Annotated in this window: 21 protein-coding genes; 18 read left to right on the forward strand and 3 right to left on the reverse strand. The window is 47.2% G+C overall.

Going from position 1 to position 23,620, the window contains the following annotated elements; translation table 11 throughout:
• Positions 1–11 precede the first annotated feature (11 nt).
• The 4 genes from accD (at position 12) to OKX56_RS14665 (ending at position 3,450) form a co-directional block, all read left to right on the forward strand.
• Positions 12–908 (forward strand): acetyl-CoA carboxylase, carboxyltransferase subunit beta, encoded by an 897-nt coding sequence (gene accD, locus OKX56_RS14650; RefSeq protein ID WP_019224684.1) that lies wholly within the window; start codon positions 12–14, stop codon positions 906–908.
• A gap of 21 nt (positions 909–929) precedes the next feature.
• On the forward strand, positions 930–1,874 hold the full coding sequence (locus tag OKX56_RS14655) for an acetyl-CoA carboxylase carboxyltransferase subunit alpha (RefSeq protein WP_019224685.1): 945 nt from the start codon (positions 930–932) through the stop codon (positions 1,872–1,874).
• Positions 1,874–2,692 carry a biotin--[acetyl-CoA-carboxylase] ligase gene (locus OKX56_RS14660; protein ID WP_019224686.1) on the forward strand — a complete coding sequence of 273 codons (819 nt, stop codon included), beginning with the start codon at positions 1,874–1,876 and terminating at the stop codon, positions 2,690–2,692. Before OKX56_RS14655 ends, OKX56_RS14660 begins: the two co-directional genes overlap by 1 nt.
• 134 nt (positions 2,693–2,826) lie before the next feature.
• A complete protein-coding gene (locus OKX56_RS14665) occupies positions 2,827–3,450 on the forward strand; it encodes a biotin transporter BioY (RefSeq protein WP_019224687.1) in 624 nt (207 codons plus the stop codon).
• A gap of 270 nt (positions 3,451–3,720) precedes the next feature.
• Here OKX56_RS14665 and OKX56_RS14670 read toward each other — a convergent pair whose 3' ends face one another.
• Positions 3,721–4,977: a CapA family protein gene (locus OKX56_RS14670; RefSeq protein WP_019224689.1), complete on the reverse strand. Its 1,257-nt coding sequence runs from the start codon at positions 4,975–4,977 to the stop codon at positions 3,721–3,723.
• 232 nt (positions 4,978–5,209) lie between these two features.
• On the opposite strand from OKX56_RS14670, the gene OKX56_RS14675 reads away from it, so the two are divergent.
• Positions 5,210–6,589 (forward strand): citrate/2-methylcitrate synthase, encoded by a 1,380-nt coding sequence (locus tag OKX56_RS14675; protein ID WP_019224690.1) that lies wholly within the window; start codon positions 5,210–5,212, stop codon positions 6,587–6,589.
• A 164-nt stretch (positions 6,590–6,753) separates the two neighbouring features.
• On the opposite strand, the gene OKX56_RS14680 is transcribed toward OKX56_RS14675, so the two are convergent.
• Positions 6,754–7,890: an MGDG synthase family glycosyltransferase gene (locus OKX56_RS14680; protein ID WP_019224691.1), complete on the reverse strand. Its 1,137-nt coding sequence runs from the start codon at positions 7,888–7,890 to the stop codon at positions 6,754–6,756.
• Positions 7,891–8,086: 196 nt separating this feature from the next.
• Entirely contained in the window at positions 8,087–8,536 is a 450-nt protein-coding gene (locus tag OKX56_RS14685) for an Hsp20/alpha crystallin family protein (RefSeq protein WP_019224692.1), read from the reverse strand.
• A 243-nt stretch (positions 8,537–8,779) separates the two neighbouring features.
• Between OKX56_RS14685 and clpP the strand changes: the two genes are divergently transcribed.
• The 13 genes from clpP (at position 8,780) to OKX56_RS14750 (ending at position 23,472) form a co-directional block, all read left to right on the forward strand.
• A complete protein-coding gene (gene clpP / locus OKX56_RS14690; RefSeq protein WP_287897019.1) occupies positions 8,780–9,424 on the forward strand; it encodes an ATP-dependent Clp endopeptidase proteolytic subunit ClpP in 645 nt (214 codons plus the stop codon).
• A 189-nt stretch (positions 9,425–9,613) separates the two neighbouring features.
• A complete protein-coding gene (galU, locus tag OKX56_RS14695) occupies positions 9,614–10,570 on the forward strand; it encodes a UTP--glucose-1-phosphate uridylyltransferase GalU (RefSeq protein WP_025206189.1) in 957 nt (318 codons plus the stop codon).
• Between the two features lie 153 nt (positions 10,571–10,723).
• Positions 10,724–11,503 (forward strand): hypothetical protein, encoded by a 780-nt coding sequence (locus OKX56_RS14700; RefSeq protein WP_019224695.1) that lies wholly within the window; start codon positions 10,724–10,726, stop codon positions 11,501–11,503.
• Positions 11,504–11,600: 97 nt separating this feature from the next.
• On the forward strand, positions 11,601–11,756 hold the full coding sequence (locus OKX56_RS14705; RefSeq protein WP_158208571.1) for a hypothetical protein: 156 nt from the start codon (positions 11,601–11,603) through the stop codon (positions 11,754–11,756).
• Between the two features lie 109 nt (positions 11,757–11,865).
• Positions 11,866–12,540 carry a hypothetical protein gene (locus OKX56_RS14710; protein WP_025206188.1) on the forward strand — a complete coding sequence of 225 codons (675 nt, stop codon included), beginning with the start codon at positions 11,866–11,868 and terminating at the stop codon, positions 12,538–12,540.
• Positions 12,541–12,633: 93 nt separating this feature from the next.
• Positions 12,634–14,262, forward strand: a complete 1,629-nt coding sequence (locus tag OKX56_RS14715) for a cell wall-binding repeat-containing protein (protein ID WP_025206187.1) — start codon at positions 12,634–12,636, stop codon at positions 14,260–14,262.
• Positions 14,263–14,715: 453 nt separating this feature from the next.
• Positions 14,716–16,365, forward strand: coding sequence for a cell wall-binding repeat-containing protein (locus OKX56_RS14720; protein WP_287896990.1), 1,650 nt, complete (start codon positions 14,716–14,718; stop codon positions 16,363–16,365).
• A 119-nt stretch (positions 16,366–16,484) separates the two neighbouring features.
• Complete coding sequence (locus OKX56_RS14725; RefSeq protein ID WP_287896992.1) at positions 16,485–18,338, forward strand: polysaccharide biosynthesis protein; 1,854 nt, start codon at positions 16,485–16,487, stop codon at positions 18,336–18,338.
• A 42-nt stretch (positions 18,339–18,380) separates the two neighbouring features.
• Complete coding sequence (locus OKX56_RS14730) at positions 18,381–19,736, forward strand: nucleotide sugar dehydrogenase (RefSeq protein ID WP_287896994.1); 1,356 nt, start codon at positions 18,381–18,383, stop codon at positions 19,734–19,736.
• Between the two features lie 40 nt (positions 19,737–19,776).
• The gene (locus OKX56_RS14735; protein WP_287896996.1) at positions 19,777–20,820 is read left to right on the forward strand and encodes a Gfo/Idh/MocA family protein; all 1,044 of its coding nucleotides are present in this window, start codon (positions 19,777–19,779) and stop codon (positions 20,818–20,820) included.
• A gap of 73 nt (positions 20,821–20,893) precedes the next feature.
• Entirely contained in the window at positions 20,894–21,136 is a 243-nt protein-coding gene (locus OKX56_RS14740) for a hypothetical protein (RefSeq protein ID WP_015044725.1), read from the forward strand.
• Positions 21,137–21,280: 144 nt separating this feature from the next.
• Positions 21,281–22,141 carry an N-acetyltransferase gene (locus tag OKX56_RS14745; RefSeq protein ID WP_287896997.1) on the forward strand — a complete coding sequence of 287 codons (861 nt, stop codon included), beginning with the start codon at positions 21,281–21,283 and terminating at the stop codon, positions 22,139–22,141.
• Between the two features lie 212 nt (positions 22,142–22,353).
• On the forward strand, positions 22,354–23,472 hold the full coding sequence (locus OKX56_RS14750) for a DegT/DnrJ/EryC1/StrS family aminotransferase (protein ID WP_287896999.1): 1,119 nt from the start codon (positions 22,354–22,356) through the stop codon (positions 23,470–23,472).
• Positions 23,473–23,620 lie beyond the last annotated feature (148 nt).

Consider the following 23,620-nt stretch of genomic DNA (forward strand, 5'->3'; position numbering starts at 1 on the left):
GGTTGGTGCTCATGTTTAAATTAAACAGGGTTTTTAAGAAACCGCGTTATCTAACCATACAACAGAATAATAGTCAGCCGTTGCCGGCAGAGATAGAGGGGCAGGGGGAAAAGAATGTTTTGCCTGCCATTCCGAACGGGCTGTGGACAAAATGCCAGAATTGCGGAGAGACAGTTTACACGAAGGATCTCAGTAATAATAACAAGGTCTGTGTTCGCTGCGGCTACCATTTCAGGATGGGAGCCTGGGAAAGAGTCGATCTGATCATGGACACCGGTACATTTAAAGAAATTAATCAGGAGATGAAAAGCGTCAATCCGCTGGACTTTGAAGGCTATGCAGAGAAAGTCAGCGCTGGCCAGGAGAAAACGGGCCTTTCGGAAGCTGTACTGACAGGGTATGGCAAGATTCATGGCCAGGATGCTGTGATTACGGTGATGGACAGTAACTTTATGATGGGCAGCATGGGTTCGGTCGTTGGCGAGAAAGTGACCCGGGCTTTTGAATTTGCTGCTGAAAGGAAAATGCCGATCATTGCTTTTACTGCTTCAGGTGGGGCCAGGATGCAGGAAGGAATGTTTTCCCTGATGCAGATGGCGAAAACATCTGCAGCCGTTGGCAGACACAGCCGGCAGGGAGGACTGTATATCGCGGTTTTGACCGACCCGACAACGGGCGGCGTCACGGCCAGCTTCCCAATGCTGGGAGATATCATTTTGGCGGAACCCGACGCGCTGATCGGCTTTGCCGGCAAGCGGGTCATTCAACAGACCATCAGGCAGGAGTTGCCGGAAGGTTTTCAGAAAGCAGAATTTCTGCTGGAACACGGTTTTATTGATAAAATCGTGGCCAGAGAGGACCTCAAACTAACCTTGTCTCGCCTGATTAAGCTTCATTACAGGCGTTAAGCAAAAAGACGGAGTGTGGCTATGCTCGAGCGGGAAAAAGAATTAGCGGAACTGAATAATAAGCTCAGTGATTTAAGGAAGCTTGCTGAAGATAAGCAAGCCGACTTTTCATCAGAGATTGAGGGATTAGAAGAGAAGCTTACCAGGATGAAAAAGGAAGCATTCTTGAATTTGACGGCGATGGATAAGCTGGCCCTGTCCCGAATGGTGGAAAGACCCACCACGCTCGATTATATCGAGAGAATTTTTCACTCCTTTATTGAGCTGCATGGAGACCGGATGTACCGGGATGACCCCTGCATTGTCGGCGGCGTTGCCAGACTGGGCGATTTGCCGATAACGGTCATTGGCCAGCAAAAAGGCAGAAATACCAAAGAAAATGTCAAAAGAAATTTCGGGATGACAAATCCCGAAGGTTACCGTAAAGCGTTAAGGCTCATGAAGCAGGCGGAAAAATTTCACCGGCCCGTGGTTTGCTTTATTGATACACCAGGGGCTGATCCCGGTATCGGAGCGGAGGAACGGGGCCAGGGGGAAGCGATTGCACGCAACCTGATGGAAATGGTCAGTTTGCGGACGCCTGTCATTTCCATTGTTCTGGGAGAAGGAGGCAGCGGCGGGGCGTTGGCCCTGTCGATCGCAGACGAGATCTGGATGCTGGAGCATTCGATCTATTCCATACTGTCTCCTGAAGGTTTTGCCAGTATCCTTTGGAAGGATTCCTCCAGAGCAAAAGAGGCAGCCCAGATCATGAAGATTACTGCTCAGGATTTGCAGCAAATGGGCCTGATCGACAAGGTTCTGCCGGAGCCTTTGGGCGGTGCCCACCATGATCCCGAGGCGATGGCTGCCGTGATCAAGGAACATTTGTTAAAGGTCCCGTTCAGAACCATGCTGGAACAACTCGATGATGTTCTTGAAAGGCGTTATCAGAAATACCGCAGGATAGGGGCTTATACCGAGTAATGAACGAATCTCTCAGCCCTGAAAAAATAACACAATACCTCCGGACAACTTTTCTGGGAAGAAAGATCCTCTGTTTTGACGTGCTGGACTCCACCAACTGTGAAGCAGCCCGCAGAGCTTTGGCTGAAGAAGAAGGAACTGTGATCATCAGTGAACAGCAGACGACCGGCCGGGGACGTTTTGGCCGAAAGTGGCAGTCACCGGGAGGCAAGGGGATCTGGATGTCAATCATTTTGAAACCTCAACTTCCGCCGGATGTGATACCCCAGCTGACGCTGGCCGGCGCAGCGGCAGTATGTCTGGCAGTGGACGAAGCAGCTATTTCTTTCCCTGGAAGAGGAATCACCATCAAATGGCCAAATGATCTATTCCTGAACGGAAAGAAGGCCGGAGGGATTCTGACGGAAATGTCGGTCAGCAGCAGGCGGACCCCGGTAGTGGTGATCGGCATCGGTCTGAATGTGAACCTTGCTGAAACGGATTTTCCTGATGAACTGAAATCCACAGCGACTTCTTTACGTCTCGAGACGGGCAGGGAACACGACAGGACCAGGCTGACAGCCGGAATCCTAAATGGATTTGAACCGCTTTACCTGGAATACCTCAGCACGGTTGATCTAGGCAGGACCTTAACCATCTGCAGGGAGCGTTCCGAAGTCATAGGCAGAAAAGTGGTTCTCGAAAACAGGGAGGGGCCGGTGCAGACCGCTGAGGTAATCGACCTCGGGCCTAAAGGGGAACTAGTCGTAAGGCTGGCGCAGACAGGGGAGATCAAAGCGATCATTTCGGGAGAAATTTCTGTGGCCCTACACGATTAAACGAGAAGTACGGTCGCGGTTCCCAAAATGAATACAGTATTTACATGGAAAATGGCATTGAAAACGAAGCGTCCTAATGATATAGTACTGAGAATATAGTTTATTACATGAAAGAACAGAACGGAGGAATGATGATGATTCAAAATTCGCATACGCTCGAAGTTTACCGTCAAAAACGTTTGTCCTATTTCCAATGGCGCACGCAGTCAACGACGTTTGCCAAAATTGCTCTGGCAGTAAGTCTGGCCTGCCTGACCGGCCTGCTTGCCCAGGTGAAAATCTACCTGCCATTTACTCCCGTGCCTTTGGTGGCTTCCCAGATTGGGGTGATCCTGGCTGCTGTGCTGCTGGGTAGAAAATGGGGCGGTATCAGTATGGCAATCTATGCTGTCGGCGGTTTGGCAGGAATTCCGTGGTTTGCGGGTTTCAAAGGCGGAGCGGCGGCGCTTGCCGGACCGACAATTGGTTATGTGTTTGGTTTTATCCTTGCAGCACTGTTTATCGGCGGTATGATTGATTCCAGAACCCAAAACCGTAAAGCTTTGCCGCTGACCGGCATTATCCTTTTTGCCCAGCTTGTCCTTGTCTATGTTCCGGGGTTAATATCCCTGGCCATATGGCTTTGGTCGACCGGACAGACAGTTACCCTGGCCGGAGTCCTCTTTATGGGCTATATACCCTTTATTGTCGGAGATATTCTGAAGTCACTCGTCGGAGCAGCAGCTGCCAAAGCCATTGTCCCGATGGAAAAATACTAGCACAGCATCGATTTGGGTTAATATTGGACTAAAGCAGCACTTCAAGAGTAATAAGTACCAGAATAATGACAACAAAGAACGCTGCACGCTGACCATATTTAAATGTATAGGCGTACATGCCGGATCCCCCCCGCAGGCTGATTTGTAAGATATTTGATTTGTTTTATTTTATTCTATGAAGTCCGGGGAGGCAAGGTGATAAAGAAATAAACCTATGGACATATGAACATATGCGCATAGGTTTATTTTTACGGTTCTAACCCTTTTATTTCAGTTGGATTGGGATTCGAGTTCTTTTCCTGCTTCAGGCATTAGTTTCTGCACAGTGTCCCTGCAGAACCGGATCCGTTCCAGATCTGCATCCTTCAGAAGGGGATACAGTCCCGGATTGTCCAGAGCAGCTTTGGCGGGTATAACCTCATAAATCAATTGATTATTCAGGCGTTTTTTATTCACCCAAGTAGGAACGGCGTCCGCCTGGAGAACTTGATGGGTGTGATCTGGATATACCCTGATCGTCACATTGGCGATGATTCCCTGTTCGGTATAAATGTTATCGACGGTTTCCTGACGCTGATCTGAGATGAAATTTCCCTGAGAATAAAAAACCGGAACAGTTCCATTGTTGTCTGTGGCCAAAAATACGAAGGGCTGGAGCACATGCGGATGGCCTCCAAAAATCACATCTGCGCCGCAGTCAGCCAGTACGGAGGCCAAGTCCTGCTGAAAGGTACTAGGCAGTCGATGATATTCATCTCCCCAGTGCATACACAAAATGACGATTTCCGCTCCGGCCTGTCTCGCTTCGGTGATTCTCGCCTTAATGGTTTGCGCAGAACTGTCAAAATCCTGCGGGTCAAAGGTATCCATCAGTCCGGTCATGTTGACGGGAAGGATAAGACCATTGATGCTCAGGCTGCCGTCATATTGCGGATAGCCGTAGCCAAAATTGACAAACGCCACTTTAACACCTTTGATGTCCTTGACGACATAGGTGGTTTCCTTCTCGGTAGCCTTGACGCCGATAATATCCAGTCCCTTGTTTTTGACAACGTCGATCGTCCGGTAGAATCCGGTGATATCCTGATCTAAACGGTGGTTGTTGGCTGCGGTAACAATGTCAATGCCCGATTCCTTCAGAGCATCAACGATCGAATCAGGGGTATTGAATTTGGGATAACCGGAATAGCCCTGCTCAGGCCCGGCAAGCGAGGTTTCCAGGTTGGCTACGGTAATATCGGCATTTCCAAGATAGGATTTAACATACTGAAACTGGCTGCTGAAATCATACAGACCTGTTGAAGAATCGTAAGCGGCCATATAGACCGTGTTATGAATCAGGATGTCGCCGACGGAAGCGATAGAGATATCCACATAGGAAGGCTGCGGCTCGGATTCCGGAAGCGAAGAAGGATCCGGAGGATTTTGAAAAGAAATCTGGTTGGTATATTGGTAGGCGATCAGACCGCCCGCAATGAATAGGACAGCGACTGTGCAGAGGAGGATAATCAGGAGTCTTCTTTTCATAAGCTTGACCTCAAATGATAATGATATAATAATTTTTTGATCATAGAATTTTTGATTTATAGTCTGGCTTTGTTAGACTTGTCTGCGAATAGGATGGTCGCTCTTAGTCATTATAATACATTTACTTCAAAGCGAAAACGAATTATAATGACAGGAAGAATAAATGGTGAATGTTATCGCTGAAGGCTTGGTGCCAGCCGAGCTTTCTTTATGATCCAGAGGAGGTAGGGAAATGGAACAAACAGAGTCCGTACAATTCGAACAATTTGAAACAAAAATGTTTAAAGAACTGACGCAGAAAGCGATAGACAGCAGTAAAATCAATCCTGAGCTATATAGTAAATATCAAGTAATGAGGGGCTTGCGTGATCTTGAAGGCAAGGGCGTACTCGTCGGTCTGACCGAGATTGGTGAAGTGCACTCCTATATTATAGACGAAGGAGAAAAGATTCCTGTTCCGGGAAGATTAACCTATAGAGGTATCGATATTAATGACATCGTCGACGGCTTTATCAAAGACGAAAGATACGGCTTTGAAGAAACGAGCTATTTGCTTCTGTTCGGGCATCTTCCGAACGCCGAGGAGCTGAAGGATTTTGAACAGGTGCTGACGGCATATCAAAAACTGCCCGAGGACTTTGTCCGGGGTACTATCCTGAAAAGCCCGGGCAAGGATATCATGAATATGCTGGCCAGGAGCATCCTGAGCCTATATTCCTATGATGACAACCCCGATGACAATTCCATCGAAAATGTCCTGAAACAATGCATGAAACTGATTGCCTGGATGCCTTTGCTGGCCGTGTATGGCTATCACTCCTGTGCGCACTATCATGGAAACAAGAGCCTATTTCTGCACAGTCCACTGCCTCATCTCAGCACAGCGGAAAATATTCTTCACATGCTCCGGCCGGACAGTAAATACACGAAGCTTGAGGCTGCCCTGCTGGATATTTCCCTGGTCCTGCATTCCGAACACGGCGGCGGGAATAATTCGACCTTTGTTACGCATGTCATTACCTCGACCGGTTCGGACACTTATTCGGTCATGGCTGCTGCTATTGGCGCCTTAAAAGGTCCCAAGCATGGAGGCGCCAATATTAAAACCTACAATATGCTTGAAGACATTAAACAAAATGTCACAGACTGGCAGGATGAGGATGAAATCAAGGCTTATTTGATGAAGATTATGAATAAACAGGCTTTTGACAGGTCTGGCCTTATTTACGGGATTGGCCATGCCGTCTACTCGATTTCTGATCCGAGGGAAGTCCTGCTTAAAGAATACGCCGGGAAGCTCGCTCAAGAGAAAGGTCTAGCCGAAGAGTATGATTTATTCAGCAGAGTGGAAAAACTTGCTCCCGATATTGTCCTGGGCCATAACAAGTCAGGCAAGGTCATCAGCGCTAATGTGGACTTTTATTCCGGTTTTGTCTATAAAATGCTGGGGCTTCCGCTGGAACTGTTTACCCCGATCTTTGCGATCTCCAGAATGTCAGGATGGAGCGCCCACCGGATCGAAGAGATTGTGAATAATGGTAAGATTGTTAGACCGGCCTATAAAAGCGTTGCTCCAAGGCGGGAATATATTCCGCTTTCCGGCAGGAATTAGATAGAGATTTTAAATAAATACGCGGATGAAGACAACAGCCGAAAGCGGTTGTACATTGCGTAGCCCTACCTTCTTTGGTTTCTTTGTCTTTTAACATTAAGAAAGCGGTGTCGCCAACTACTTTAGTAGTTTTGCAGCACCGCTTTGCTTTTTGCGTAGAAATATTAACTTTGATGCGCTCTCAGATATTCTTTGACTTGAGGGCCTTCATACAGCAGCTGATCAGCCAACCCTACGATACTACCCGGAGAAAGCTGTCGGGCCAAGTCCGCAGCATTCTTACGCATTTCTTCAAGTAAACCGGGATTTAGACAGAAACTGTCGATCAGAGGATTAAGTTCGGAGATCTTTGAGGTTCTGACAGCAACACCTGCTTTAACTAGAATCTCGGTGTTTTCTTCTTCTTGTCCCGGAATAAAAAATGGAATAATGATGGGGATATTTTTGTTGATCGCTTCCGAGACAGTCAGACCGCCGGGTTTTGTGATAATCACATCGGACTGGTCCATCAGGTCATAGATGTTCGATGTGAAACCATAAATGACAACATCTTTGGCGTTAAAGGTACCTGTGTACTTTTTTGCAAGATCAGTCCAAAGCTTGCGATTGCTTCCGCATACTACCAGGATGCGAAGATGATGCCGGTTTTCCATAAGCGTTTTCAGGCATTTTTTGATATAGGGGATGCCCATGCTCCCGCCCATGATCAGCAGTGTAAATACATCATTGTTTCTGACAAGGCGGGGCTGACGGAATTCTTCCCGTACCGGAATGCCGAAAATGTGTATTTTATTTTCAGGAACACCTTTTTCCGTAAGCGTATCCTTGGTGTAACATGAACCAACAATGTAGGCATCAACAAAACTATTCACATAAAACTGATGAGCCATATAATCTGTAACCAGCGAAATAAAAGGCAGATTTAAGCGTCCGGATGCTTTTAAATAGGAAACAACACCGACATGAAGAGGATGGGTGGTAATAAGCAGGTCTGGCTTGTACTCTTGAATCAGCTGTTCGATGACACTATCCATGGCCCTGTTTAAAATTCTTTTGACATTTTTATTTAAGAACTCGTTATAGGTAATCTTATATAGTTTACCGTACATTTTCGGTAATCTTGTTGCGAGTATATGATAACCGTCATCGATAAGAGCTTCCATGATCCAGCTTTCTTCTTTTTTTAAGGGTTCTACAATCCGGACGGAATAGCCTGAAGCTTCAAGCTCCTTTTTCAGACAGTCTGCGGCCTGATTATGTCCATGTCCTGTAGACGCAGAGAAAATCATTACTTTAGGCACGAATATTCTCCCTTCAATTAAAAGCATAAGATGCTGAAAGTTATCCTTATACATTATAACAGTTTATGGTCGATAACCAACATAAATTTATTTATTATTTTTTGGCAAATAGGAATAACTACACAAGCAATCTTCTGGCAGGAAGACATACTTAAACGACCTTATAATAGTCTATGGGCCACAGTTTCGCGATCTACTAATACTGAAACTCAATCTGCACAGACTTTTTCTCCCTGCTGTCTGTTTTGGGCAGGAATACATTCAAAACACCATTTTTATAAATTGCCCTGACATTATCAATGGAAACGGTCGCCGGAAGAGAGACGGAGCGGCGGAATTGACCGGTATACCTTTCTTTTTTGTGTAGGCGATCTTCCTGAATCACATGCTGTTCGCGGTTTAAAGTACCGCTGATGGTTATCATGTTGTTTTCAATCTGAATGCCTACATCTTCTCTTCTTTGCAGTCCTGGCAGATCGCAGGAAACAATGATCTCTTCGTCGGTTTCATAGATGTCGGTAAATGGAACGGCCAAGCGCGGAGCGAACTCGTCTTCGAAAAAAGTATATGGAAAACTATAAAGCCTATTGATTTCACGGCGTATCTGATCTGCATTGCGCATTGGATGGAATGGTATAAGATTCATATTTCCAGCCCCCAATATTTTTGGATTTGTATCAAATGCTTTTATCAATCGTACTAGGATTATCTTAACCTGACAGATGATTTATATACCGTCTCAATGTTTAGACGAACGTACTATTGGCAATTAATCAAATAATATGAATGAAATAATTCGAACAAAAAAATGACCAAAAGTTGTCCAAATTATTTGACCTTTATTGACCTTTGTAATAAAATAGAGACATATCAAAATTAACAATCAATGATGGAGGGAACAAATATGAGTTATCTTATCCCGATGGTAGTTGAACAAACGAATCGCGGTGAACGTTCTTACGACATCTATTCTAGGCTCCTCAAAGACCGTATTATCTTCCTGGGCGGAGCAATCGATGATAACGTTGCCAATGTTGTAGTTGCGCAATTGCTTTTCCTCGAGGCGGAAGATCCTGAAAAGGACGTTTTTGTCTATATCAACAGTCCCGGAGGGTCCATTACTTCCGGGATGGCCATCTACGACACGATGCAGTACATCAGGCCTGATGTACAGACCATTTGTATTGGAATGGCTGCCAGTATGGGTGCCTTCCTGCTTGCTGCCGGCACGAAAGGTAAGCGTACTGCCCTGCCGAATGCTGAGATCCTGATTCACCAGCCGTTAATTGCTGGGGGAGGTTTATCGGGGCAGGCTACAGAAATTGAAATTCACGCCAAACAGTTGCTGAAAACGAAAAACAAAATGAACAGGATTCTTGCCGAAAGAACCGGCCAGCCTTTGGACAAAGTCGAGCAGGATACGGACCGTGACTACTATATGTCCGCTGAAGAAGCTAAAGAATACGGAATTGTTGACCGGGTACTGGAAAAAGCAGCACTGCTTGAGCAAAAGAAGAAAAACCCGCTAAAATAGAATCTCTTAAAAAAATTTCATAAAAAACCCTGAAGAAAATCCTGGATATCGGAAACGCCTCATTGAGTAATCATTTGAGGCGTTTGACGTCCATTCAGAAAAAAACATAAAAGTAAGATAAATTCGGCATACTAAACTCGGATTGTTCAAAAACAACCAAAGCAACAATAAAAAAAAGGAGGAAAAATCTTGCAGAAAATTCGTAAAGCAGTCATACCCGCGGCTGGATTGGGTACAAGATTTCTTCCTGCGACCAAAGCTCAACCCAAAGAAATGCTGCCAATCGTAGACAAACCGACCATTCAGTACATCATTGAAGAAGCGGTTCAATCCGGTATTGAAGATGTCATTATTGTCACAGGAAGAAACAAAAGAGCCATTGAGGATCATTTTGACCGTTCTGTAGAACTTGAACTATTTCTAAAAAACGGAGAAAAGTCCGAATTGCTCGATATGGTCAAACATATTGCTGAGATGGTCGATATCCATTATGTCCGCCAAAAAGAAGCTCTGGGGCTTGGTCATGCCGTCTACAGTGCCAGAAGATTTATTGGCAATGAGCCGTTTGCCGTTCTTTTGGGAGACGACGTGATCTATTCGGAAGAGCCTTGTCTGAAACAAATGATTAGGTACTACGAGCTTTATAACAGCAATTTGATTGGCGTACAGGAAGTACTGCCGGCAGAAGTGTCCAAATACGGGATTATTGATGGCAGCAGAATATCTCCGAGACTGTACAAGGCGGAAGCCATGTTTGAAAAGCCGACCCCGGAGGAAGCGCCTGATATTCCGCTTGCGATCATGGGCCGGTATATTCTTAATCCGGAAATTTTTGATATCCTCGCGGAATTGCCTCCGGGAAGAAATGGAGAAATTCAGCTGACGGATGCAATTGCGCAGTTGAGCAAGGTTCAGGATGTGTATGCCTACAATTTTGAAGGGAAAAGATATGATGTCGGGGACAAACTTGGTTTTGTCAGAGCAACCATTGAATTTGCGTTAAGACATGAAGAAATTGGCGAAAGCCTGATGGATTATCTGACCGATATTGTCAGCCGGTATCAGAAAGAAGGTCAGGAGCTTCGCCTGCTTTCAGCAGGCAATAATTTGGACAAACTTTATGATATTAAGAAGAATTACAGTTAACCGGGTAAGTAAATGGATGCTGCCCGGAAAAAACGGCGGAAAATAAAGTACTTTCACAGAAAATAGGTTGTTTACTATCCTCAATGTGACAAGCTTTTCTCTTTGCTATTGGTAATATTATACAGAAAATACCTATAGTAAGGAGGAAAAAGGATGAATTTCAGCCGCAAAAGCATCCTAACTCTTGCAGGGGCTGTTGTTCTGGCGGGGGTAATCATTATTGGCGGAATTTATGGGCCCACTGCCTGGAAAGTATTTCGTGGCCAGGTAGTTGGACCAGAGGACCAAGTGGTTATCCAGACGCCCCCGGTCAATTATGCCGGTGGAGAGACGGATGCTGATCAGACCATTGCTCAGGGTGAAGAAAGTACGGTTTCACCCAATACCGGGGGAACACCGGCTGCAGAAGGTACTGCAGGAGATACCGTTACAGCACCCAATCAGGCTGACGGCACAGACGATTCTGCCAGCAGCACGAATGAAGTCAAAAAGTACAGGGAACCGGATCTGAGTCTTTTGAATATTGCGCCTTCGCTTGAGGAGTATTTTGGCGAGAGAGCGCTCAGCGATGCATCCAGGACTCTTGCCTTCGGAGCCGCCTGGAACATCCACCAGTACACGGATGGTTATCTGTACGGTGTCACCGCAGGGCCTCAGATGAACGAACAGGATATTAAGAAGTACATTGTTTTCCATAAGACCTTATGGGAAAAGCAAATGGAAAATGAGGTCAATTCCAGTCAGGCGTCAACCTTTGATGTATATTTCAGAAATCTTCTGAATAGAGGGATCGATGCCTTTGACAGTAAGGACAAAGTAAGAATTGAACAATTCCATCTCGAGATTCATGATTTGGACGCGCATCTGCTGCGGGATGATATGAGTTCCAAGGTTTACGGGGCAACTCCTTTTGCCACGAAACGTTCTGAATAGCATTCCTAATGCATTGATGGGCGCCTGAAACAACATTTGAAGCGCTTCTAAAAAAGTTATCCTGTCTCAAACCTCCATGAGATTAGGATAACTTTTTTTGATTTTTAACCTTGTCATTATGCTGTTTATTCTGTTGATTCATTTTGGCTCTCTGGGCACGGCGCTGGGGTATTTTGAGAGCTTCCCTTCCCTGATTCAATTGGGGGTCGGAGCCTTGTCCGTAATTATGAAGAGATTGGATAAGGAAGAATAGGTCCACAGTCCTGTAATAAAAATAGGCTGAACCATGTTTAAAATCCCCGTAGAACGGATAGAATGGAAATAGTTACCATTCTATCCATTATTGAGGGGATTGTGATTTTATGCGTAAAAAATTTTGGTTGATCACAGTACTGGTATTTGTTCTGGGGGTGTGCCTCGGCGCAGGGGGGTACTTTTTATGGTCAACGACTTTGAACCCGGAAGTAAATTCTCCGGCTGAAAAGGACAACGCGGCCAAGGTAGGCACCGTTCAGAACGGTGATGCTGTTCAGAATGCTCTTCCGGACTTGTCTATCGAAGGAAATGGCATTGTTGACGGCATAGCTGATGGTACAAATGACAGTACAAATAACAGTACTGACGAAAGCACAAGCGCCTTGACTGAGGCAGAACAGGAAGCGGTTATTGCACAGTATAAACAGGGTCTGGGAATACTCTTTGATGCCTGGAAGGCCAAAGATATGACTGCGTTCAGAATTGCGATTGCCAATGCCTACACTGGAGAACTGATGGAGAAGCATATCCAGAAAGCGGAAGGATTTATTTCCAGAGGAATCGGACTGGATGTAGGCAATATTATTTTTGATGACGTGCAAATCGAATCTGCCGACAAGCTTTCGGCGACAGTTAATGCTGTTTACCGTTACACGGCCAGAGATTACGACTTGGACGAGCAGTATCCTTTGGGGGAAGAGCAGGAACATCAGGTGCATGTCAGGGCGAATCTGATTAAAATTGGTCAGAGCTGGCTGATTACGGGCGAAACGGCAATATAGCCGGCAAAATATTGCAGGATTTAACTGAACGATGGCGAATTCTAGGAGCTGAGAAGATAAGTCTTAAAAAGATTAAGACGGGGAGAGAAACGGATGTTCAAGAGAAAGCCGGGAGCGCTTGCGGTTCTGCTGATCGTAATATTGTTTTTGCCGGTCTATAGTTCCGGGGCATCTGGGGCAGAGATTCAGACGTACCAGAATCCTTCCCGGGAGGTCGTTGCTCAGAAGCTTGAGACGATTTCCAGAAGCAAAGGAATTCCGAGCGTACTGCTAAAAACAATTGCCTATTGTGAATCGGGTTGGAGACAATTCGATCAAAATGGTGAAGTGGTAACCGGCAGCACAGACGGCACCTCGAATCCTGCCCTCGGAATCATGCAGGTTACCAGTTATGATCCTGGAGATACCGAAAAAGTTAATAAACTTAAATATGATATCGACTATAATATTTCCCGCGGTGCGGAACTGCTGAATGAAAAATGGCAGATGACGCCGAAGATTGGTGATGGGGACCGTAACAAGCTGGAGAATTGGTATTTTGCGCTTTGGGCCTATCATGGCTGGTTGGCGTACAACAACCCGAATAATGCTGCTGCCAGAGGCGAGGTAGCTTATCAGGACGCGATCATTCGCAAAGCCGCAACAGCATATTTTCCGGGTATTGTCGTACCTGTCCAAATTACGCCGGTTCCCGCCGAACTTCTGCCGCTTGGCACGCTTCCGAGCAGCAGTCAGATCTGGAATACACCTGAACCGTATACCCTGGGAGACTTGACTTCCAGCACAGTTGGCACAACCACCCGAATCTCAGGTCAGAACAGGATAGACACGGTCAATCAAATTGCCTTGAACGGATGGGCGAGTGGTGCCCAGACCGTCATTCTTACCCGTTCAGATGCATTTCCTGATGCTCTGGCCGGCGTACCTCTGGCTAAAAAATATAACGCACCGATTTTGCTTACGAGCCCGGATCAACTTGATCAAGGTGTCATTGAGGTGTTGAATACCTTAAAGCCGGCAAAAGTGATTATTCTGGGTGGAGAGACGGCTGTCAGCAAACCAGTTGAGACTAGACTCAAGGCCGTTTTGACCTGGACCTCTGATGTTTCTCGGATTGCCGGGGCGGACCGTTATCAGACAGCGGTACGGATTGCCGCTGATTTTCCCAAAGATGCCAGCGTGGCTATTGCTACGGGTCTGGATTTCCCGGATGCGTTAAGTCTGGCCACAGCTGCAGCTGCCAACGAAATGCCTCTGCTGCTGACTTCAACCCGGAGCCTGCCTGAGGTTACAAGACAGGACTTAAGCAAACGTTCACCGGGAAAGATCTATATTGGCGGCGGGGAAAAAGTCATTACTGCTGAAGTAGTGACAGCCCTGACCCAGACAACCGGATTGTCTGCGGGGAATATTGTTCGTTTTGCCGGGAGCAACCGTTATGAGACTTCGGTGATGATTGCGGAAGCGTTCTTTCCCAGTACGCAGGAGATTTATATGGCTACCGGACTCGATTTTGCAGATCCTCTCGCCGCTGGCGCCCTGGCTGCAACGAAGAATGCCTGTCTATTGCTGATTTCTCCGCAGGGATTCACGACAAACGGGCCAACAGAAAATTATCTAAAAAAGATGGCTTCTTCTACAAATGTTAAAGTGATCGGCCCGGAAGCTTCCATTTCGGAATATACGGTTACCCGCGTAAAATATTTACTCAGACAGATGTGATTCAATCCATAAATCAATGATAGATTAGTCAAAAATCTGTTAGTAATTCGTCCATAACCAGTCAATTTGATGAGAAGGTTTGCAAGCAAGATCATCCATTAAATGGAATAATATTGACCTTTTCCGGCAAGCAGCACTTCTTGTCGGAATTTTGTTTATGAGCGTTTATGCGGCTTTCAGCGATTTGGAAAAATTTTGGGGAAGGAAAATCTGTCTCTAAGACGAACTTATTTACTCTAAACTTCTTTCAAGTTTTGTGACGGCTACGAAGATGGCATACGATGTGCCAGGTGTCGAATGCGTCAGGATGACAAAGCATTTGACTGGTCTAAAGTCTAATACCGCGATGTCCAAGGATAGACTCGTGCAGCGTTGCCAAGGACGGCAAAGAGCTGCCGGGGCCATGGATAGCAAGGAGCGGCGGTTTCTGTGTTTCTGATTAGGAGGTAATTAATGCGTTCGAAAAAATATATCCGGTTATTCCTGGCTGTGCTTTTCAGTATTTTGCTGCTGATTCCGGCCAGGCCGCTGCCTGTTCAGGCAGCAAACCAGAATCCTACTCCGGAGGAGATATCCAAGATATTTGACCAGGTGGCCCTGGAGGAGAAAGTCCCTGCGGAGATCCTCAAAGCGATTGCGTTCAAAGAATCAGGCTGGCGTCAATGGAACAGTTCGGGTAATGTTGTGACGGGAGGCTCAGGCAGCAGGCCTTACCTCGGCATTATGCAGATTGGGGTATATGATCCTTCCGATTCGGAGACGATTAACCACCTGAAAACGGATATTGCCTATAATATTGCCTACGGGGCTGAAGTCCTGAAATCTAAGTGGAACATGACACCGACCATCGGAGACGGCGACCCCGGAAAACTGGAAAACTGGTATTTTGCGATTTGGGCTTACAACAGCTGGTCCATCGCCAATAATCCGAATACTGCGGCTGCTTCAGGCAGAGTAGCCTATCAGGATAAAATCCTGAAACTGATTGCCACTGATTATTATGAGGGCCTGACTGATCCCGTCAGTATCACACCGGTGTCGAAGTCACTGCTGCCGGCGGGTACACTGCCGTCAAAGAATTCTGTCTGGAAAACGCCCGAACCGGTCCACTATGCCGGTTACACGCTGGGCCTTCCCATGATCTCCAGGAGTCAAAACAATTTGCTGCTTTCAACTGTGAAAAGAATTTCCGGCATAGACCGGATTGACACAGCTGTAAAAATTGCTTATGAAGGGTGGCCTTACGGCTGTGAGACGGTCGTCATCGCGAGATCCGATGCTTTCGCAGACGCCTTAGCCGGGGTATCCCTGGCGAAACAGAATCATGCGCCAATTCTTCTTACTTCAAGGGACCAGCTTGATCAGCGGGTGGAAGACGCTTTAACCGTTCTGAAACCACTGAAAGTGATTATTCTTGGCGGTGAGACTGCGTTATCATCCCGGGTGGAGAACAGGCTGAAGGAAGTTGTTTCCTGGACAGAAGATTTTGAGCGGATAGCGGGTCAGGACAGATATGAGACCGCAGCGCTCATTGCGTCTCATTTTCCTGAGGGCAGCGGAGTTGCCGTGGCGACCGGATCAAATTTCCCGGATGCTTTAGGTATTGCTTCAGCTGCCGCAGCCAAAGGATATCCGCTGCTATTGACGGCAAAAGACAGCCTGCCGCAGGCCACCGCAGAACTTCTACAGACCCTGAAACCGTCTGAGTTATATATTGCCGGTGGGGAGGGTGCGGTATCTGCCGGGGTCGCCGGCAGCATCACCGGTATCGCAGGTCTCTCTGCGGACAAAGTCCGGCGTTTTGCCGGTAATAACCGCTACAATACTTCGCTCACAATCGTGCAGTCCCTGTATCCCGATGCCCAGAAGATCTACCTGGCGACCGGGGAGGGTTTCCCGGATGCTTTGGCGGGAGCAGCGCTTGCTGCGAATACGAATACGCCGCTGTTGCTGATTCCGACGGAAGGGCCTGCAGCCGGTTCCGATACCGAGAAATATTTTCAGAGTATCTCGCCGGACGTGGAACTGGTGGTTTTCGGAGGCAAATCCGTCATCAGTGACAATGCGATTATCCGGATCAAATACCAGATGGTTAAAATATAGCAGGAGGGGGACAAGGAGACGGATCTTTGTCCCCCTTTTGAATTGTAAAATGAGGAAAACTGTAGTAAACTGATAAACGGTGAAAACGAATTATGTCCTGAAAGGTCGGAACTGATAGCGTGGCACATCCCAAACGCACCCTATTTTTTATGCTTACCGATGCTTTATTGATTAATCTTGCCCTTTTTTTAAGCTTCTACCTGCGTCTTTCCGAAGAGGCTGATCTGCAGGTGGAGTTTGTTAAATATTTGGGTACTTATTTGAATGCCGCAATCGTGTCAACCTTCGTGCTGATCGTAACGTTCCACTTTTTTGGGTTGTATAAAAATATTTGGCGATATGCCAGTGTCAGAGAGCTTCTTTCTATCGTCTACGCTGTAACCGTCGGTGCAGCGTTTACAGTTATGGCAGTCTATTTTATTTCCCCGCTCAGACTTCCGCATTCGGTCAGCGTTTACTTTTGGCTGATGCTGATTGTTTTGATCGGTGGACTCCGGTTCAGCCAGAGGATGCGCCAGGAGAATACTATTTTTGCCGTGTCCAACAAATCGCAGCGAAAAGTACTCATTATCGGAGCCGGTGACGCAGGCGTTCTTGCTTTACGTGAACTCAAGAAAAGAGATTTTCAAGAAGGTGTACCCGTCGGTTTTATTGACGACAGCAAAAGCAAAATTAATCTTCATGTTCAAGGATTTCCGGTGTTGGGTTCCCGTGACGACATCCGGCGGATTGTTGAGGACTATACTGTTGATGAGATTATCATCGCGATCCCTTCTGCCGATGGAGAGACTGTCAGGGAGATCGTGGAAATATGTAAGGAGACACGGGCGGTCTTAAAGATTATGCCCGGCGTATACGACATCCTGAGCGGCAAGATTACGGTAAGTTCTTTAAGGGAAGTACAGGTCGAAGACCTGCTCGGGCGCGAACAGGTATCGGTGGATCTGGAAGAGGTGGCAGGTTACCTGAAAAATCAGGTTGTCCTGGTGACCGGTGCCGGAGGCTCCATCGGATCGGAGCTTTGCAGGCAAATTGTCAAATTTTTCCCTTCTAAGCTTATTCTGGCCGGGCATGGGGAAAATTGCATTTTTGATATTGAGCAGGAATTGAAGAATTCCCCGATTGTGACGGAGATTTTTGATATTAAGGACGCCGGCAAGGTGAACCTTGTTTTTGAAAAATACAAGCCTTCCGTGGTCTTCCATGCAGCCGCGCACAAGCATGTGCCGCTGATGGAGGTAAATCCTGAGGAAGCCTTGAAGAATAATGTGATGGGCACGAGCAATCTGGCCGCAGCGGCCGACAAAAACGGAGTCAGGACGTTTGTGCTGATCTCCACGGATAAGGCGGTCAACCCTACCAGCATCATGGGTGCATCTAAAAGAATGGCCGAGATGGTGATCCAGGACTATGACAAGAGATCCGAAACGAAATTTGTCGCCGTTCGCTTTGGCAATGTCCTCGGAAGCCGCGGCAGCGTCATTCCGACATTTAAAAAGCAGATTATGGCGGGGGGACCGGTAACGGTAACGGATCCAAGGATGACCCGTTACTTTATGACTATCCCCGAAGCAAGCCAACTGGTCATTCAGGCCGGCGCGATGGCCTCAGGCGGAGAAATTTTTATTCTTGATATGGGCAAGCCTGTGAAGATCGTTGATCTGGCCAAGGACCTTATCCGTTTATCAGGTTTTGAACCGGGTAAAGATATTCAAGTTGAGTTTACCGGCGTGAGACCCGGCGAGAAACTTTTTGAAGAGATTCTGACTTCGGAAGAAGGCACAACGGCAACGAAACATAAACGCATTTTTGTAGCAAGGCCCAACCATATCGATCATGAGGCGATCGAAGGACTGGTGCAGAAAATACGCGAGCGTGGCAGCTATATGAACAGGGAGGAAATCAACACTTCCGTCAGGACGCTTCTTCCTGACTTTGGGAAGACCATAAATACTCAGGCAGCGCAGTCCTGACCATCATGAACGCTTGCACCACAGATATAAGGAGGAACTTCTATGCTGGAAGTTAAAAATGTCATTACGCATAATCATCCTGTTGCCCTGGAACTCAAAAAGAAAATTGAAAACCATACCGCCCGGATCGGCGTGATTGGTCTTGGTTATGTCGGCCTGCCGCTGGCAGTTGAGAAAGGTAAGGTTGGTTTCCCGGTTCTCGGATTTGATATTAATGCAGAGAAGGTCGCCATGGTATCAGCCGGAGAAAACTATATCGGAGATGTCAAGGACGAGGAGCTTAAAGAACTTGTCGAGAAAAAGATCCTTCAGGCAACCACTGATTTTGCCAAACTTGCCGACTGTGATGTGGTGATCATTTGTGTGCCAACACCGCTGACCATTACCAGGGATCCGGATATTTCCTATATGAAGGCTTCCGCTGAGGAAGTCGGAAAAACCATTCGTCAGGGGCAGCTTGTAACACTTGAGAGTACGACATATCCTGGGACCACGCAGGAAGTGATCCTGCCGATTCTGGAACAGTCGGGGCTTAAAGTCGGGAAAGACTTTTTCCTGGCCTTCTCGCCGGAAAGAGTTGACCCCGGTAACAAACGTTTTTCAACGAAGAATACCTCCAAAGTTGTCGGCGGCGTAACGCCTTACTGCCTGGAGATTGCTTATACCTTATATGCACAGACCATTGTGAATGTCGTACCGGTCAGCTCACCGGCTGCAGCCGAACTCACCAAAGTATTTGAAAATACCTACCGCGCAGTCAATATCGCACTCGTGAATGAAATGATGCTGTTATGCGACCGGATGGGGCTTGATGTTTGGGAGATCGTCGAAGCTGCTTCGACGAAACCTTTTGGCATCCATACGTTTTATCCGGGACCGGGTGTTGGCGGCCACTGCATTCCGATTGATCCGTTCTACCTTACCTGGAAAGCCAGAGAGTATGACTTCCATACCCGCTTTATCGAACTGGCCGGCGAGATCAATGTTGAAGTCTCTTCTTATGTCGTCAATAAAGTATATCGGGCTTTAAATTCCCTGAATAAAAGCGTTAAGGATGCCAAAGTCCTGGTTGTAGGTGTGGCCTATAAGAAGGATATTGAGGATGTCCGCGAATCACCGGCCCTGATCATCATGGAACTCTTGCGCAAGGAAGGCGCCGTATTAAGCTACCATGACCCTTATGTACCGGTGATTGAGCCGCATGGCGGCAGCACGATGCATTTGGAAAGCACCGCGCTAACCCCGGATGTATTGCAGGAGGCTGATTGCGTCTTGATCATCACCGACCACAGTGCTATAGACTACGAACAAATCGTCCAATATGCGCCGTTAGTCGTTGATACGCGCAATGCGACCAAAGACGTGCGGCAGATGCGTGAAAAAATATTCAAGATTTAAGTAAAAGAGGCCCTGTCCCCATGATTGGAGAGTGAAATTTTTGACTGAAGACAAAATAGTATTTGGCGTAATCGGATGCGGAAGAATTGCCCCGAAACATACGGAATCGATCATGGCTATTCCCGGCGCAGAGCTGGCTGCTGTCTGTGACATTGTGCCGGAAAGGGCTGAAGATTTTGCCAGCAAGTACAAGGCGCAGCCGTATCTGGATTATCACGATCTTTTGAAGAGAGAAGATATCGATATTGTCACGATCGCAACCCCGAGCGGAAGCCATGCGGAAATCGGGATTGCAGCGGCCAGGGCCGGCAAACACGTGATGGTCGAGAAGCCCATGTCTATGACGCTCCGCGAAGCAGATCTGCTGATCAGGACCTGCAGGGAGAACGGTGTCAAACTGGCGGTCATTCATCAGAACCGCTTTAATAAATCAATTAAATTACTAAAAAACGCTTTGGAAGCAGGACGTTTTGGGAAACTGACCCACGGTCAGGCGACAGTCCGCTGGAACCGGGGCATGGACTATTATCTGCAGGCACCTTGGAGAGGGACCAAACTGCAGGATGGTGGTGTCCTGATGAATCAGTCCATTCACAACATTGATTTATTGCAGTGGATGTTTGGTCCCGTAGAATCTGTGTTTGGTTATACGCATACCGCCTTAAGAAATATTGAGATGGAAGATGTCGCCGGAGCGGTACTGAAGTTTCAGAACGGCGCAATCGGGCTGATCGAGGCCGCTTCCACGATCTATCCGAAGAACATTGAGGAAACGCTGAATGTTTTTGGAGAGACAGGCTCAGCCGTGATAGGCGGGATCGCAGTGAACCGCGTCGAAGTATGGGAATTCCCAGGCAGCGAAGCTGAAAAACAGCAGATCTTTGCTGCCCAGGAGACCGATCCGCCTGACGTGTACGGATTCGGCCACCGGGAAATCATTGAGGATATGATCCAAGCAGTCAGAACCGGCGGGATTCCGGCAGTTCCTGGTGAAGAGGGACGGAAAGCACTTGAAATCATTTTATCCATCTATAAATGCCAGGAAACCGGGGTGCCGGTTAAACTTCCGTTAATTGAAGATTAAAAAAAGCCATGCACTTCCTTTTCGGTTGGTACATATTTGTATAGTACACTAAAACCGGAAAGGAGACAGAAAAATGAGACCTCCTTATGATGGACCGGGGCCGGGAACATATTCGATGATGCCGGATTATCACCAGACAATGATGCAGGTCGAGCTTGCCGTCAGGCATGGAATGAGAGAAGCGGGGACTGTGAATGTCAGACACGGTGTTATGGAAACAGCCCTTATTGCTTACTTATTAGGCAAAGGCTTTGACTATTATCAGGCAGTCCGGATCGTAGAATCCTGGGAACGGAATGAAACTTTCCCTATGTAAATGTTATTTATCAAGGTGAAAGTCACTACATGTGAGGATGTTTATGGCAAAACATCCTCGTTTATTTGTGTATCAGAGTATTCTTTATAATATCTTGTTCCTAGAATATTAATAAATCAATTTGTATAGAAAGAAGGGTTTGATTTGGCAGCTGAAATTCATTCCGGAGCGGTTATCGCGGCTAGCGCTATGATTGGGAAACAGGTAAGTATCGCTCCTTTTTGTGTAATAGGGGAGAATGTGGTGATTGAAGACGGGGCAATACTGGAGCCGGGGTGTGTACTGGCGGATGGAGTGAAGGTTGGTAAAAATGTTAAACTTGGATGCCATGTCACCTTGGGAAATCAGGCAGTTTTGGAAGCCGGGGTCACCGCAGGGGATCATACCGTGGTATATCCGGGGACAGTGATTGGAGAAGGTACGTTTATCGGCAGTAATTCGTCAATAGGACGCCCGCCGCGCGCAGCGGCAACCAGTACGGTCAAGAACACGGAAGACCTGCCGCCGCTTACAGTTGGTAAAAAGTGTACCATTGGCTGCTCCTCAGTGATTTATTCCGGTACGGAGCTCGGCGACGGGGTCTTTATCGGAGACAGGGCCTTGGTCCGGGAGCGTTGCACGCTTGGTGAGAAAGTCGTTGTCGGCAGCGGCAGTGCTGTCGAGAATAACACCAGGATCGGATCTTTTACGAAGATCCAGACCGGCTCCTACATTACCGCTTATATGGAGATTGAAGAAAATGTCTTCATTGCGCCGATGGTGACAACGACGAATGACAATTATATGGGGCGGACCGAAAAACGTTTTAAACATATCAAGGGAGCCGTAATCCGCAGGGCAGCGCGGATCGGAGGAGGAGCAATCCTGCTTCCGGGCATCGAAGTCGCGGAAGAGACGTTTGTCGCGGCAGGTTCGCTCATCACAAAAGATACAGTTGCCGGGAAGGTCTACAAAGGATTTCCTGCCAAAGCCGTCCGGGATGTCCCAGAAGAAGAATTGATCTGATAAAAACAATTCTTTTCGCTTAATTCTTGAAATTAACCTGTCCAGGGTGTACCCTAAATATATTGTCTGCAGTTGCTCCATGCCATCCATGGAATAAGCGAAGCGCCAATTCTATTCACACGGTATGATGAACTCTAAACAAGGCAATTTGTATTCATAGGATATTTGTTCGACATTAGGCCATCCGTGGTCGTCAGAAAAGGAGGATGCATGTGTCAATTCCACTTTTGGATTTAAAGGCGCAGTACTTATCGATAAAAGAAGAGATTGATCAGGCGGTACTCGGGGTTCTGGACTCCTGTCATTTCATTCTCGGACCGAATGTAAAAGCAATGGAGGAAAAAACAGCAGCGTACTGCGGGACAAAGCACGCTGTTGCTGTTGCCAATGGTACGGATGCACTTGTACTGGCTCTCAAAGCCTGCGGCATTGCGCAGGGGGATGAAGTCATCACGACACCGTTTACTTTTTTTGCTTCCGCAGAGGCAGTTGCGAGTCTCGGGGCAACACCTGTATTCGTAGATATTGATCCGATCACACTGAATATGGATATTGACCAATTGGAAAGCAAAATTACCTCCAGAACAAAGGCGATTATTCCTGTTCATATTTTTGGTCAGATGGTCAATATGGATAAGGTCATGGACCTGGCCCAAAAATATGAGCTTAAGATTATAGAGGATGCCGCCCAGGCGATCGGGGCCGAATACAAGGGCAAAAGAGCCGGATCCTGCGGAACAGCCGGAACGTTCAGCTTTTTCCCGACTAAGAATCTCGGCGGCTATGGTGATGGCGGCATGGCGGTGACCAACTGTGATGAAACCGCGGAAAAGATCAAACTGTTTCGTTTTCATGGCTCCAAGACAAAATATTTCCATGAAGAGATTGGCTACAACAGCAGGCTGGACGAGATTCAGGCGGCTATTCTCCGCGTCAAGTTTCAGTATCTGGATGAATGGAACAAAGCCCGCAGGCAAAAAGCCGAACTGTACGACAGCCTGCTTAAACCGCTGGCAGATCAGGGGAAACTGATCCTTCCCGGCAGAGACCCGGAGGCCTATCAGGTGTTCCATCTGTATGTCATGCGAGTCGAGCAGAGAGAAAAGGTCATGCGGAAATTGAAGGAAGCAGGCATTGCTTCAGCGATCTATTATCCGCTTCCGCTCCATCTGCAGAAAGCTTTTGCGTATTTGGGCTATAAGGCCGGTGATTTCCCTGAGGCCGAAAAGGCCAGCGAGCATGCACTGGCGATCCCGTGTTATCCCGAACTGACCCCGCAGCAGCAGGAAGAAATCGTACATGTGATTAACGACTGTTTAATATCTAAATAACTATTGCATGCAAAATTAGCGTAATAACCTTATAAGAAGTCTGTGGGCCACAGTTCCGATGCGAGCGGAGCATGGAGTGCGCAGCGCGGCTGTTTACACCAAGGAGGGTGTAATCTGCCGAAAATCGGTATTGTGGCCCACAGACTAG

The sequence above is a fragment of the Dehalobacter sp. genome (assembly GCF_030063005.1).
In the GTDB taxonomy this organism is placed as follows: domain Bacteria; phylum Bacillota; class Desulfitobacteriia; order Desulfitobacteriales; family Syntrophobotulaceae; genus Dehalobacter; species Dehalobacter restrictus.